This is a genomic window from Devosia sp. Root413D1, assembly GCF_001425235.1.
Lineage (GTDB): Bacteria > Pseudomonadota > Alphaproteobacteria > Rhizobiales > Devosiaceae > Devosia_A.
Window position 1 is genome coordinate 124037 of record NZ_LMEA01000001.1, and the last position, 13526, is coordinate 137562.

16 protein-coding genes and 1 tRNA gene are annotated in these 13526 nt (G+C 67.6%); 8 read left to right on the top strand and 9 right to left on the bottom strand.

Annotated elements, in window-relative coordinates:
• Positions 1-5: 5 nt before the first annotated feature.
• The 6 genes from ASC89_RS00610 to hemC form a co-directional block, all read right to left on the bottom strand.
• Entirely contained in the window at positions 6-188 is a 183-nt protein-coding gene (locus ASC89_RS00610; RefSeq protein WP_055875303.1) for a hypothetical protein, read from the bottom strand.
• Positions 189-532: 344 nt separating this feature from the next.
• A tRNA-Thr gene (locus ASC89_RS00615) sits at positions 533-608 on the bottom strand.
• A gap of 88 nt (positions 609-696) precedes the next feature.
• The gene (locus ASC89_RS00620; RefSeq protein ID WP_055993844.1) at positions 697-2091 is read right to left on the bottom strand and encodes a heme biosynthesis protein HemY; all 1395 of its coding nucleotides are present in this window, start codon (positions 2089-2091) and stop codon (positions 697-699) included.
• Positions 2088-3371 (bottom strand): COG4223 family protein, encoded by a 1284-nt coding sequence (locus tag ASC89_RS00625; RefSeq protein WP_055993847.1) that lies wholly within the window; start codon positions 3369-3371, stop codon positions 2088-2090. Before ASC89_RS00625 ends, ASC89_RS00620 begins: the two co-directional genes overlap by 4 nt.
• A gap of 27 nt (positions 3372-3398) precedes the next feature.
• A complete protein-coding gene (locus ASC89_RS00630; RefSeq protein ID WP_055993850.1) occupies positions 3399-4121 on the bottom strand; it encodes a uroporphyrinogen-III synthase in 723 nt (240 codons plus the stop codon).
• A 13-nt stretch (positions 4122-4134) separates the two neighbouring features.
• Entirely contained in the window at positions 4135-5070 is a 936-nt protein-coding gene (gene hemC, locus ASC89_RS00635) for a hydroxymethylbilane synthase (RefSeq protein WP_055993853.1), read from the bottom strand.
• A gap of 70 nt (positions 5071-5140) precedes the next feature.
• Between hemC and tsaD the strand changes: the two genes are divergently transcribed.
• From tsaD to ASC89_RS00660, 5 genes are all read left to right on the top strand, one after another.
• Positions 5141-6199 carry a tRNA (adenosine(37)-N6)-threonylcarbamoyltransferase complex transferase subunit TsaD gene (tsaD, locus tag ASC89_RS00640; protein WP_055875288.1) on the top strand — a complete coding sequence of 353 codons (1059 nt, stop codon included), beginning with the start codon at positions 5141-5143 and terminating at the stop codon, positions 6197-6199.
• A complete protein-coding gene (locus tag ASC89_RS00645; RefSeq protein ID WP_055875285.1) occupies positions 6189-7154 on the top strand; it encodes an NAD(P)H-dependent glycerol-3-phosphate dehydrogenase in 966 nt (321 codons plus the stop codon). Before tsaD ends, ASC89_RS00645 begins: the two co-directional genes overlap by 11 nt.
• Positions 7151-7444 (top strand): YciI family protein, encoded by a 294-nt coding sequence (locus tag ASC89_RS00650; RefSeq protein ID WP_197421043.1) that lies wholly within the window; start codon positions 7151-7153, stop codon positions 7442-7444. The genes ASC89_RS00645 and ASC89_RS00650 overlap by 4 nt, the downstream gene beginning before the upstream one ends.
• A 7-nt stretch (positions 7445-7451) precedes the next feature.
• Entirely contained in the window at positions 7452-7877 is a 426-nt protein-coding gene (locus tag ASC89_RS00655) for an EVE domain-containing protein (RefSeq protein WP_055875281.1), read from the top strand.
• 97 nt (positions 7878-7974) lie between these two features.
• Positions 7975-8400 carry a DUF1761 domain-containing protein gene (locus ASC89_RS00660; RefSeq protein WP_055875278.1) on the top strand — a complete coding sequence of 142 codons (426 nt, stop codon included), beginning with the start codon at positions 7975-7977 and terminating at the stop codon, positions 8398-8400.
• Here the strand turns inward: ASC89_RS00660 and ASC89_RS00665 are convergent.
• The 3 genes from ASC89_RS00665 to ASC89_RS00675 are packed head-to-tail and all read right to left on the bottom strand — an operon-like array spanning position 8397 to position 9264.
• Positions 8397-8795 carry a PIN domain-containing protein gene (locus ASC89_RS00665; RefSeq protein WP_055875275.1) on the bottom strand — a complete coding sequence of 133 codons (399 nt, stop codon included), beginning with the start codon at positions 8793-8795 and terminating at the stop codon, positions 8397-8399. The two genes, ASC89_RS00660 and ASC89_RS00665, sit on opposite strands and share 4 nt — an antisense overlap.
• Entirely contained in the window at positions 8785-9018 is a 234-nt protein-coding gene (locus ASC89_RS00670; RefSeq protein WP_055876010.1) for an AbrB/MazE/SpoVT family DNA-binding domain-containing protein, read from the bottom strand. The genes ASC89_RS00665 and ASC89_RS00670 overlap by 11 nt, the downstream gene beginning before the upstream one ends.
• 54 nt (positions 9019-9072) lie before the next feature.
• Positions 9073-9264 (bottom strand): DUF1674 domain-containing protein, encoded by a 192-nt coding sequence (locus ASC89_RS00675; RefSeq protein ID WP_055875272.1) that lies wholly within the window; start codon positions 9262-9264, stop codon positions 9073-9075.
• 94 nt (positions 9265-9358) lie between these two features.
• On the opposite strand from ASC89_RS00675, the gene htpX reads away from it, so the two are divergent.
• The 3 genes from htpX to ASC89_RS00690 all read left to right on the top strand — a co-directional run bounded on the left by htpX (position 9359) and on the right by ASC89_RS00690 (position 13478).
• Positions 9359-10345, top strand: coding sequence for a zinc metalloprotease HtpX (gene htpX, locus ASC89_RS00680; RefSeq protein ID WP_055875269.1), 987 nt, complete (start codon positions 9359-9361; stop codon positions 10343-10345).
• Positions 10346-10349: 4 nt separating this feature from the next.
• On the top strand, positions 10350-11648 hold the full coding sequence (locus ASC89_RS00685; protein ID WP_055875267.1) for an RsmB/NOP family class I SAM-dependent RNA methyltransferase: 1299 nt from the start codon (positions 10350-10352) through the stop codon (positions 11646-11648).
• Positions 11649-11843: 195 nt separating this feature from the next.
• Complete coding sequence (locus ASC89_RS00690) at positions 11844-13478, top strand: heparinase II/III family protein (protein ID WP_055875265.1); 1635 nt, start codon at positions 11844-11846, stop codon at positions 13476-13478.
• The last annotated feature ends 48 nt before the right edge of the window (positions 13479-13526 follow it).

Sequence of the window (13526 nt, forward strand, 5' to 3'; positions counted from 1 at the left end):
GATCGCTACTGCGAGAGCTTGCCCCTGAGCTCATCGAGCTCGAGGATGCAGCGGTCGATCTCCGACTTGAGCGACAGCCGTTCCGCCGAACTCATCGGGTTCTTGGTCCCTGGCCGGCTCTGCCCGACAATGTCGCGCAGCGTGGCGATCTCGCGCTTCAGTTTGGCAATCTCGCTCGTCGCTAGCATCGGGGCTCTCCATGACCGGGCCTTGTCGCCTGCCGGGAGGCCATTAAGCAAGCTGCAATGCTCGATCCGCCTGTGAGCCGGCATCGGGTACGCGCTTGGCATCTTCGCTATCAAAGGCAGTGTCGTCATGAGCTTCCTCGATGCGCATTCCATCGCGTATCAGACGTCGAGCAGCGCTGCCCCGCTCACCCTGGTCGACATTGCAGCCCAAACGAAGCGGTTTGGCGTACTGGTTTCCTGCAGCTCGGGCAGGTGACCTCGCTCAGGGCCAGTCCGGCATAACCGCATAACCCGGCCTCCCGGCGCGAACCGCTGGCTGGAGAGCACTGTGACGATGAAAAGGGTGGTGCCGCATGCCGGATTCGAACCAGCGACCCCCTCATTACGAATGAGATGCTCTACCGACTGAGCTAATGCGGCCTGACCGGCGCGAGCGATGCGCCAGTGCGGGGTCTAATACAAGCGACGCCTGTCACGCGCAAGTGCGCTGACGCGGCGTTTCGAAGCATCAGGCCTCGGGCAGCGCCAGCGGCCCGCCCTGCGGCTTTTCCGGTTCGGCTGCCGCCGGCGCCGAAGCGCCCTCGGGCAGCATGGGGGTGGTGGTGCCGGTGCGCGTCGCCACTGCGCTGGTCGGCACCCGCCACTCGAACGCATCGAGCTTGCCGGTCACCGGCGACAGTGGCTCCCACTCCTCGGCGGTGATGCCGTCGGCGGTCCATACCGGATCGCGCGGCGCCCGCACGGCGCGGTTCAGCCAGTCGCGCGCCTTGCCCTTGTCGCCCGACTGGCCCCCTTCGATCTCCGCCATCAACAGGCACACCGCCTGCGAGGGGTTGGCGTTGGAGTAGCCGGCCAGCGCCTGCCGCGCCCCGACCCAGTCGAAGGCATCGATCGAGGCGCGCGCCAAGACCAGCGCGCTCGCCTTGTTGGGGGGCGGGGTATCGATCAGTTCCCCGATGCGTTTCAGCCGCTCGACGGCGGAAACGCCCGGCACCGAATTGGCGAACAGCGTCGCGATATCGGGGTGCGAGGTGGCGCGCCACACCCGGCGCAGCAGGCTCATCGCGCGGCGGGCTTCGTTGCGGTTGGAATAGATGCGGGCTGCGATCAGCGCTGCCGGCACGAAATCCGGCACCAGCTTCAGCGCGGCGAGCGCGTGTTCGAGCGCCGCATGCGGGTCGGTGCCTTCGGCGAGTTGCGCCCGCGCCGCCTCGACCACCGCCTGGCGGCGGCGCTTGCGGGTCTTTTCCTCGCGCGTCACCGCCTGCTCATCGGCGATCATCCGGTAGGCATCGTCCCAACGGCCGTTGCGGGTCAAATCGTCGAACACCGCCTCGCGGGCCCATGGCGCCTGCGGCGAGATGTCGATGGCTTTCTGCGCGAAGGTCAGCGCCGCATCGGGCCGCCCCTGCTGGCGCGCCTGGTCGTAGAGGCCGGAGAGCGCGGCGAGAGCGGTCTTGCGATTGGTGATCAGCGCCCGGTAGTGCTCGCGGGCCGAATGCATGTCGCCCAGCGCCAGGTCGGCGCGCGCCTCGAGCAGTTGCGCCGCGGCATTGCGCGGCAGGTTGCCGCGCGCTTCGCGCGCCAGTTGCCGCGCTCGATTGGCGTCGCCGGCCTGCAGCGCGATGAAACCGTCCGACAGCGCCATGTAACCGGCATCCTTGCGCCGTTCGCGCGATTGCCGGGCGAGGTAATAGGGCGCTGCGATGACACGCTTGACGATGCCCCAGACGAGGATGATCAGCACCACGCCCGCCACCGCGAGGAAGGCAGCGACGCCGAGCCGCGGCTGCATGCGGAAATCCAGGAACTCGATGGTGAGCGTCCCGGGCAGGCTGATCAGCCAGGCGATGCCGGCGGTGACCAGGAGGCTGACGATGAGCCAGTAGGCGAGCCGGATCACGGAGTGGCCTCCGCCGTCGGCGCCAGCGCCCGGTTGCGCAATTCAGCAACGAAACCCTCGGCCGCGGCGAGCTTGGTGATATCGCCCCCCGACGGGCCGGCGCCGGCCTGCATCGCCGGCGGCAATTGCGCCAACAGCTCCGCCGCCGCCTTGAAATCATGCCGGCCCACGGCTGCCTCGAGCCGCGAGACGATCGCCTCGGGCGCATCACCCGCCACTTCGCCAACCGGCCTGAGGGCCAGCAGCCCCTTCATCCATTCGAGCGCATCTTCGCCCATGTCGCCGGTGCTGACGGCGGCGCGGCCGGCCAGCACGTTGGGCACCGCGGCAGTGAACTGCGCCACCACCACATCGGGCCGGGGCAGACCTTCTGCCGCCGCGGCTTCGACCGGCCCCGGTACGGCGAGATCGGGCAGCAGCGCCTTGAGGCCGGTGAGCTCGGCGGCGAACGGCCGGCCATTGGCGATGGCGGTTTCAAGCCCCGTGACCATCAGCGGCAGGCGCACTGCCGGGCCGATATCGGCGCCGCCGAGCGTCTGGTTCTGCGTCGAGATCGCCGTCTGCGTGGCCGAGACATCGCCCTTGAGGCCACTGATCGCGCTGTCGGTGGCAACCACCCGCTGGTCGAGCGCCGTCAGTTGGGTGCGAAGCTCGGCGATCCCCGCCTCGATGCTGCTGATCGTTTCTGCCAGCGCCGTCGCGTCGGCCGAAGAGGCGCCGGCGCCGATCGCCGTCACCCGGTCCTCGAGGCCCTTGAGCTGGGTTTCGAGCGGCGCCAGGTCGACCGGTTCGGCAGCCGGCACGGCGGCGATCGCCTGCCGCATCTCGGTCAGTCCGCCATCGAGCTGCGCGATGCTGGCGTCGAGGCTGACCTCTCGGCTCTTCGCGTGCTCTTCGATGGCGGCGAGCCGGGTCTCGATCTCGTTGAGGCTGCTGTCGGTCGCATCGAGCCGCGCCGCGGGATCGGCGATCACCGGGCGCTGGTTTGGCAGCGGCAGCCAGTTGCCGAGCCCGTAGACGATCCCCGCGCCGAGCAGCGCACCGGCGACTGCAGCGATGGAGATGGCGCTCCACGGCATGGCAAGGCGCGCCTGCGGGCGTGGCGGCGGGGGCGCCGCGCGCACGGGCTCTTCCGCAACAGGGGGTGCCTCGGCCGCGGCTTCTTCCGCCACCTCGGCCGCCTTGCCGCTCGCCGTCGTCGCGGCGGCCGGCTTCTCGGCCTCCCGCGCCGTGAGCTCGATGACCGGCGGCTTGACGGGCCCCGACTTGCGTTCAGCCATGCGGCAATTCCTTGCTTGTTCCGGTCATCATGGGTTTTGGTCGCGGGCGAACGACAAGGCAAGTCCCATCATTGCCTCCTCGCTGGGATGGTCACAGAGCCCGACCCGCACGAAATGGGCATCGAGCAGCGGCGCGGCAACCGCCTCGGACAGGCAAAGCACGCCGAAGCGCGCCCGCACCGGCTTTTCCAGCCCCCGCTCCGTGAGCCGCACGAAGGTCTGCGCGGTGCGCTTGGAATAGAACAAAGCCGCTTCGATCTCGCCGGCGCTGAGCCGCTCCGCGACGCCATCGGGCAGTGCCGTTACCGGGTTCATGGCGTAGATTTCGGCGGTGATCACCATGCGCCCGAACGAGGCCAGCGATTTGCCCAGATCCGCCGACATGTCGCGCGCCGCCGGGTAGAACAGCGGCCCCGTCAGCGGCGCATGCGCCAGGAGCTCCACCAGGTCGGCGAAGGCCCCGTCGGCGCTGGTCACTGTCGCGAACCCCATGTCGCGCGCCAGCGCGGCCGTGCGGTTGCCCACTGCGTAGACCGGAAGTTGATGGTACCGAGCGAGCACGCCGCGCTCGTCCAGCGCGCGCAGCGCATTGGCGCTGGTCAGCACCAGGCCCGCAAAGCCCTTCGGCTCGGGCAGGCTCACCTCGAGTGTCTGGTGCACCAGCAATGGACACGGCACGCCCTCGATCCCGAGCGCACCGAGCCTTGCGGCGGTATCGCTCGCGTCGGGGTCTGGCCGGGTCACGAGCATTTTCAAGTCGAGCCTATCCTTTGAACTGCCGCTGGAACTCCGGCCCTGCCTGCTCCAGCAACGTCGCACCCAGTTGCGTTCCGAGTTTGGCGGCATCCGCTGCCGCACCTTCAACCGCGCCGCGATAGAATTCATGGCCGTCCGGGCTGAGGATTTCGGCGGTCAACCTGCACCAAACCCCATTCAATTCGGTAAACGCCCCGATCGGCGTTCGACACGAACCATCGAGCGTCGCGAGCAGCGCCCGCTCGGCTGCGATGGTGGTGGCGGTCGGCAAGTGGTTCAGCACGCCGACCAGTTCGGCGGTCCGCGCATCGGCTTCGCGAATCTCGATGCCGATGGCGCCCTGCGCCGGCGCCGGCAGGAACTCCGTGGGGTCGAGATAGGCGGTGATCTTGTCCTGCTTACCCAGCCGGTTGAGACCCGCCACCGCCAGCAGCGTCGCATCCGCCACCCCGGCTTCGAGCTTCGCTAGCCGCGTATCGACATTGCCGCGGAACTGCACCACCTCGAGGTCCGGCCGCACCCGCAGCATCTGCGCCGCCCGGCGGATCGAGGACGAGCCGAGCTTTGCCCCCTCGGGCAGCGCATCGACGCTGCCATAGTGCAGCGAGACGAAGGCGTCGCGCACATCCTCACGCTCGAGGAACGCCGCCAGCACCATGCCATCGGGCAACCACGACGCCAGATCCTTGCTCGAATGCACCCCGAGATCGACCTCGCCGGCGGCGAGCGCCGCCTCGATCTCGCGCGAGAACAGCCCCTTGCCGCCGGCTTCGCTGAGCGGCCGGTCGGTGAGCCTGTCACCGCTGGTGCTGATGACGCGGATCTCGATGCGCTCGAGCGCCACGCCATGTGCTTCGGCCAGCAGCCGCTGCGTCAGCTGCGCCTGGGCCAGCGCCAGCATGGAGCCCCGGGTACCGATGCGGAGGAACGGCGCCGATTGCATTTCAGTTCATACCTATTGTAGGCCAAAGCCGGGCTGGGCTTACCCCTTAGACAGGTAACGGACAAGTTTGATGAGAGTGCTCGGCATCGAAACCAGCTGCGACGAAACCGCCGCCTCGATCGTCGAGCGCGATGCCAGCGGGCATGCGACCATTCTATCGAACATCGTGCGCAGCCAGCTCGAGGAGCACGCGCCCTATGGCGGCGTGGTGCCCGAACTGGCGGCGCGCGCCCATGTCAGCCACCTCGATCACATCATCGCACGCGCCGCGGCAAGCGCCGGGATCAAGCTAAGCGAGGTCGACGCCGTCGCCGCCACCGCCGGCCCCGGCTTGATCGGCGGCGTGCTGGTTGGCCTCACCACCGCCAAGGCGATCGCCGCGGCGCTCGGCAAGCCACTGATCGCGGTGAACCACCTCGAGGCGCATGCGCTCACCGCCCGGCTAACCGACGGCATCGCCTTCCCTTACCTGATGCTGCTGGTTTCGGGCGGGCACAGCCAGTTCGTGCTGGTGCGCGGGGTCGGCGACTATGAGCGCTGGGGCACCACCATCGACGACGCGCTGGGCGAAGCCTTCGACAAGGTGGCCAAGCTCCTCGGGCTCGGCAATCCGGGCGGGCCGGAAGTAGAGAAGCTGGCGGTGCACGGCGACCCGCGCCGCTTCAATTTCCCCAAACCGCTGCTCAAGGAAGATCGGCTCGACTTCTCCTTCTCCGGTTTGAAGACCGCCGTGCGCCTCGCCGCCGAGCAGCAGGCGCCGCTGACCGACCAGGACGTCGCCGATATCTGCGCCAGCTTCCAGCGCACCGTGGCCGAAATCGTCGCCGTTCGCGCCCGCTCGGCGCTCGAAAAATACGCCGCCGAGCTCCCCGGCCAGCCGCTTCGGCTGGTCGTTGCCGGCGGGGTCGCCGCCAACCAGGCGATCGGCGCGGCCCTGCGCGAGGCGGCCGACAAGGCCGGCGCCGTGCTGATCATCCCGCCGATCCCGCTCTGCACCGATAATGGTGCCATGGTCGCCTGGGCCGGGGCCGAACGGCTGGCGCTCGGCGCCGCCGATCCGCTCGATGTCGCCGCTAAGGCGCGCTGGCCGCTCGACAGCGCCGATATGGGGCTCAACCATGGCGCTTGAACGCGTCGCCGTCGTCGGCGCTGGCGCCTGGGGCACCGCGCTGGCGCAAGCCGCCGCTATCGCCGGGCGCAGCGTGACGCTGGTCGGCCGCGACCCCACGGCGATCGACGACATCAACCGCAACCGCCGCAACAGCGCGCACCTGGGCAACCAACTGCTGTCGGACCGCATCACCGGCGCGCTGGCGCTGCCGGACGTCGACCTCGTCATCGTCGCCGTACCGGCGCAGGCGAGCCGCGCCGCGCTCAAGCCGATCGCCGCGGCCTTGGCGCACCTGCCGGTGGTACTGACCGCCAAGGGGCTTGAGCACGGCTCACTGAAGCGGCAGAGCGAAGTGCTCGCCGACGTCTCCCCCACCGCCATTCCCTATGTGCTGAGCGGCCCGAGCTTTGCCGCCGATGTCGCGGCCGGACGGCCCACCGCCGTCACCCTCGCCGGCGACGACCCCAGGGGGACCTCGGAGGTCGCCGCTGCGCTCGCCGGCCCGACCTTCCGGCTCTACGCCGCCGACGACCGGCTCGGCGTCGAGCTGGCCGGCGCGCTGAAGAACGTTTACGCGCTCGGCTGTGGCGCCGTCGACGGCGCCGGGCTCGGCGCTTCGGCCCGCTCGGCGCTGCTCGCCCGCGCCTTCGCCGAACTGACCCGCCTCGTCGTCCGCATGGGTGGCAGCGCCTCGACCCTCACCGGCCTCGCAGGCCTCGGCGACCTGACGCTGAGCTGCACCTCGACCCAGTCGCGCAACTACCGCTATGGCGTGAGCCTCGGCCGCGGCGAGAGCCCCGGCACCGACCTCGCCGAGGGGGCGCTCACCGCCCCGGTGGCTAAGCAACTGGCCGACCAACTGCTGATCGACGCCCCGCTCATCGATGCGGTAAACCTGCTGCTCGGCGGCACCACCACCATTGCAGATATCGTAGCCGGCCTCATGTCGCGGCCGCTCAAACGGGAGGAATGACTTTGCTTTATGCCTTGATCGCGCATGACCGGCCCAACGGCCTCGCCCGCCGCCAGGAAGTGCGCCCCGAACATTTGAAGCATCTCGATAGCCTCGGCAGCCGCCTGGTGCTGGCCGGCCCGTTCCTCGACGACAATGGCGACATGACCGGCTCGATCGTGGTGATCGAAGCCGAGAACCTCGAAGAGGCGCAGGCAACCTTCAGCCACGACCCGTTCGTGGTGAAGGGCGTGTTCGATCAGATCACCATCAAGCGCTGGCACCTCGGGATCAACAACACCAACAAGTGAGGCGGCGATGGCCTACTGGCTGATGAAATCGGAACCCGACGTCAATTCCTACGATGACGTGGTGGCGCGCGGCGTTCCCGAGGAGTGGCACAGCGTGCGCAACTATACCGCGCGCAACAACATGAAGGCGATGAAGCTCGGCGACGAGGCGTTCTTCTACCACTCCAACATCGGCAAGGAGATCGTCGGCATCATCAAGGTGGTGGCGCTGGCCCACCCCGATTCCACCGCCGAGCCGAACGAGAAGGGCAACATCGTCTGGGAGTGCGTCGACGTGCTGCCGGTGAAGAAACTGCCCAAGCCGGTGACACTCGAGACCATCAAGAAGACCCCGGAGCTCGCCAACATGGCGCTGGTGAAGCTCTCCCGCCTTTCCGTCGGCCCCGTCACCGAGGCCGAGTGGAAGCTGATCTGCAAGATGGGTGGGCTGTAAGCACCGGGTGTAGGGGTGGCCAGTGCGCTGGCCATCTCCCCAAATCCCCCAAATCGCCGTAAGTTCGGGTTCCGCACTAAGCGGAGGGGGATCGATCATGCATTTCGCCGTCAATTGGCTGGCCGTCGTCGTTGCCGCCGTCGCTAGCATGGGGTTTGGCGCCATCTGGTACAACGTGCTCGGCAAGCAATGGCTGAGCGCCATCGGCAAGACTCGCGAACAACTCAACCCCGCCGACTGGACGCCCTTCGCCTGGGGCTTTGCGGTGCAGCTGGTGATGGCCTACTTCATCGCGCTGATCACCCCGGCGCTGTTTGGCTCGACCGATGTGTGGAACGGCATTCTCGCCGGCGTGCACATGTGGGCCGGCTTCGTGCTCACCTTCCTGATCCTCAACCACCGCTACCAGGGCCTGCCCTGGCGGCTGACCGCCATCGATGGCGGCTATGGCCTCGCCGTGCTGGTGATCCAGGGTATCGTCATCGGCCTGTTCGGCGGCGGCGCGATGCCGGCGGCAGCCTAGCGGAACGGATTGACGATACGCAGGCGGCCGGCGATCAGCTGGCCGTGCTGCATATCTTCGGAGTAGAGCGTGGTGCAGCCGGCCTCGAGGGCCGACGCGATGATCGTTGCGTCATAGACGTGGAAAGCATGACGTTCGGCCAACTGGATGGCGGCCTCGTGCGTTGCAAGGTCGACCGAGCGGACGTCAAGGAAGCTGCGGATCAGCTGCAGCGTCTCCCTCGTTCGAGCCCAGTCATAGCCAAGCCGACGCGTCGCGACATTGGCGAACTCGTTGAGAACCTGAACGCTGGCGACACAACCCGCTGCCAGGATGCGAGCGGCGATCGGCGATCGCGCCTCCTGATCCTCCGCAAAGTAGACGAGAATGTTTGTATCGACGAAGTCAGCGCTCATTGGCTTCGTCGCGATTGAACTTGAAATCGGCTGGCAGTGTGCCGCGCATCAGTTCACGCAACCGCCGAAGCCTTTCCTCGGGACTTGCCTGTCGGATCACATCGAACTGCAGTCCCTCCACTGGCCTCAGCTCGATCTCATCGCCCTCCTTGAGATTCAGGCTGTCTACCACGTCCGTGGGGATGCGAACCGCCAAGCTGTTTCCCCATTTCGAGACCTTCATCCGGAACTCCATGATATACATCGACCTCACGTATATCATGCGGGAACGACGAGATCAAAAGTCCGCGGTCAGGCCTTTGATTTCCCAGTCGCCGTAGCGGGCCGGATCGAGCCCGCCGCGGCCGCCTTTCTCGCGCTTGCCGGCGGCTGCCTTAGCGTCGATTTCGGCGCGGCGGGCCGCGGCCTCGTCGAGCGCCCGCTGCGCTGCGGGGCTGAGGGGAGGCTTCGCTTGTGGGGTTTCGTCCATCAGGTTACCGTTTCGACATGGTCCTTGTGGGGAACCCCACGCCATCCCATGTAATTTCAGTTCAGACGCTCACGAGGTACAAGACTTAACGGCAATGCTCAACTTCCTCCGCACTTCGGTCCTGCTCGCTGTCCTCACCGCCATCTTCATGGCGGTCGGCTACTTTGTCGGCGGCACCGGCGGCATGTGGATCGCCTTCATCATTGCCGCGCTCACCAACCTCTTCGCCTACTGGAACTCCGACAAGATGGTACTGCGCATGCAGAACGCCGTCGAAGTCGATCCGCGCTCCCAGCCCGACCTTTACAACACGGTCGAGGCGCTCTCGCAGCGCGCCGGCATCCCGATGCCAAAACTCTACGTCATCAACACCGAGCAGCCCAACGCCTTCGCCACCGGCCGCAACCCGCAAAACGCCGCGGTTGCCGTCTCGGCCGGGCTGCTGCGCTATCTCGAGCCGCGTGAAGTCGCGGCGGTGGTGGCGCACGAGCTGGCGCATATCCGCAGCCGCGACACGCTGACCATGACGATGACCGCCACCATTGCCGGCGCCATCTCGATGCTGGCGCAGTTCGGCCTGTTCTTCGGCGGCGGCAATTCGCGCGATAACCCGCTCGGGCCCATCGGCGTGCTGATCGCGGTGATCGTTGCGCCGATCGCCGCGGCTTTGGTGCAGATGGCGGTGAGCCGCACCCGCGAGTACGAGGCCGACAAGGACGGCGCCGAGATCTCCGGCGACCCGCTGGGGCTCGCTTCGGCGCTCAACAAGATCAGCCAGCTGGCGCGGCAGACCGTCAACGTCCCGGCCGAGCGCAACCCGGCGCAGGCCCACATGTACATCTTCAACCCGCTCAACGGGCAGCGCATGGACAACCTGTTCTCGACCCACCCCAACGTCGAGAACCGCATCGCCCAGCTGCAGCGCCTCGCTGGCGAAATGCAGGTCGATCGCACCGGCCGGCGGCCCGTGCCGCAACCCGCGGCCGACGATACCGTCCCCCGCAATACCGGCGGCGGTTGGCGCGTCCCCTCGACAGGCTCGAGCGAGAATGGCAATAGCTCGCGCGGACCCTGGGGCTGAGCCGTTGAAGAAACAGAAACACCCGCCTGGACTGAAGCTGAGGCTGCTCGCGGCCGACCGGCTCGATCAGGTACTCAAGGGGGCGAACTTCGCCCCCTTTTCGCACGCCGAGATCGAGGATGGTCGCGACCGGGCGCTGGCCAACAAGCTGGTGACGGTGGCGCTGCGCCGCCACGGCCAGCTCAACCTGATGATCGCGAGATTCCTCGACCGCGGCATCCCGAAGAAATCTGGGCCATTCGAGGCCATCCTTCGATTGAGCTTGGCGCACCTGGTGTTCCTGCCCGAACTGGGTGACCACAGCGCCATCTTCCTCGCCGTCGAGGCCAGCAAGCGCGACACCCGTAGCCAGCACCTCGGTAAGCTGATGAACGCCGTGCTGCGCCGCGCCCAGGGCGAGGCGCATGCGCTGCGCCACCTGCCCTACCAGGCGCTGTTCCCCGAAACCCTCGGCCCGCTGTGGCGCGACAGCTATGGCGAGGAGGCGCTCGAGGACTTTGCCGACGCCCTGCTCGACGGCGCGCCGCTCGATCTGACGCTCAAGTCGGTCGAACCCGAACTGATCGAGGCGCTCGGCGCCGCCCCGGTGCTCGCCGACACCGTCCGCATCGACGAGCGCGACCGCCCGGTCGAGGCCCTGCCCGGCTTCGAAGCAGGCCGCTGGTGGGTGCAGGATGCCGCCGCCGCCATCCCGGCGCGGCTGCTGCAGCTCAAGCCGGGCGCTCGCGTCCTCGACCTCTGCGCCGCCCCCGGTGGCAAGACCGCGCAGCTGGTCAATGCCGGCTACGCCGTCACTGCCATCGACAACGAGCCCGACCGCGTCGCCCGTATGGCGCAGAATTTTGCGCGTCTCGCCATGACGCCGGAAGTCGTTACCGCCGATGCGCTGAGTTGGGAGCCCGCCCAGAAGTTCGACGGCATCCTGCTCGACGCGCCCTGCTCCGCAACGGGCACCTTCCGGCGCCACCCGGAGGTGATCTGGCACCGCAATGCCGCCGATATCGCCGGGCGCGTCGCCCTTCAGCGCCGGTTCATCGAACGCGCGCTAGGGTGGCTTACTCCCGGTGGCGTGCTGGTCTACTGCGTCTGCTCGCTCGAACCCGGCGAAGGCGAGGAGCAGGCCCGCTGGCTCGCTGCCCGCGACGACGTCGTGCCCGCTCCCATCGGCGCCGACGAACTGCCCGGCCTCCCCGAGGCCATCACCCCAGAGGGGTTCATCCGTACCCACCCCGGCATGCTGGTTCCTGGGGATAAGGGCGGCACCCTCGATGGGTTCTTCGTTGCACGCTTCCGGCGTGGCTAGAGCGAGATCAGGAAAAGTTGCAGACTTTTCCTCCTCGGACCCGATCCGGGGATCGATCTCGCGGCAAACAGGGAATGGAGCGGAGTGCGATTCAGCGAAACGCAATCCTCTTCCAGGTAACTTGGCTGGCCCTTGGCAAGTCGTCCGCGCGGGCCTATCAGAGCCCGCCGGCCAAACGTATGTGAGGACGTAGACTTGGCACATTCGCTGCGTTTCCTCGCACGCCGCACCTTGCTGTCCGCGGCCGATCACGTCGTCACCAATCCGCTGATCCGCTGGACCTGGACCGGCCCGAGCAATGACGACCTGATCGGCGCGCTGGCCGAGTTCCGTCCCACCGACCGCGAAACCATCCTCGAGATGATGCAGGGCCGCTACCTGCTGGCGAGTAAGCTCGTCGACACGCACGGTGTCTCGCCGTTTTCGCTCGAAGTCGACCACGACGACTGGCAGGACGACCTGCAGGCCTTCGCCTGGTTGCGCCATTTCCGTGATGCCCGCACCGACGAGGAGCGTCGCTTCGCCCGCACCATGACGCTCGACTGGATCGGGCGCGAGGGCCATTTCGACCGCGATAGCTGGAGTCCGGCGCTCACCGCCCGCCGCGTGCTGAACTGGCTGCGGCACTACAACCTGCTCGTCGAGGGCGCCTCGCTCGAGCAGACCCAGCAGATCGCCCGCTCGCTCTCTACCCAGATCTCGTCGCTGAAGATCCGGGCGCTGCTCGCCACCGATCCGGTGGATGCGCTGCTCGTCGCCATCGCGCTGGTCGGCGTGGCGCTGTGCTCCGACCGGCCCAATTCCGAAGTCGAGGCGCGGGTGCGGCACGTGCTGAACCTCGTCGACACCCAGATCGACGAGGACGGGCTGCACCGTACCCGCTCCGCCAAGATCCAGATCCAGCTGTTGATCGAGCTCATCACCATCAAGCTGGCGCTGCGCCGCGACCACGAGCAGGCCTCGCGCGACCTCGAAGAGCTGACCGAGAGCATGCATCGGGCGCTCGACGCCATCTCGCTCGGCACCGGGGAGCCCGCCTATTTCAACGGCACCGGCCAGATGCCGCATGACCTGATCGTCGCCATCCAGGCGCAGAGCGCCGCCCGCGCCCGCCAGACCGGCACCGCCGGCGGCTATGGCCGCCTGATCGCCGGCCGCTCCATCGTCGTTGCCGATTCAGGCCTCGTCGCCGATCCCGAGTTCACTGCCCACGCTCATGCCAGCGCCATGGCCTTCGAGTTCAGCCACGGCCGCGACCTCGTGGTCTGCAATTGCGGCCCGGCGCCATCCGACTATGACGACGCGCTGCTGTTCCGCCAGGGCATCGCCCATTCGGCGCCTACCATCAACGCCCAGTCGGCCGCAGCGATCGCGCCGTCCGGTCCATTGGCCGGACGCCTGATCCAGCTCGGCCGCCCCAGCGAAATCGAGGCGCGCAGTGCCGATGACACGCTGATCATCACCTCGCATGGCTATGCCGAGCGCTTCGGCGTCACCCTCGAGCGCCACCTGACGCTGCTCGCTGAGGGCAAGACCCTCGTCGGGCAGGATCGCTTCGTGCGTCATCGCAGCCGGGTCTCCGGTGCCGCCGCCATCCGCTTCCACCTCGCCCATCAGACCGAGGTGCAACTGACCGACGACCTGATCCGCCTGCGCCTCAACTCTGGCGCGGTCTGGACTTTCCTCTGGGAGGGCGCCGAGATGCGGATCGAGGACAGCGTCCGGCAATCCGCCTATTTCGGCTTCCATCGCACCAAGCAACTGGTGCTCGATACGCTCGTCTCCGACGCCAGCGAAGTGAGCTGGATTTTTACCCTCGAGGAGAACTGACCGGGTATCTTTCCCGAATACCTTCCCAACGTCGGCCGTTTCTGCAAT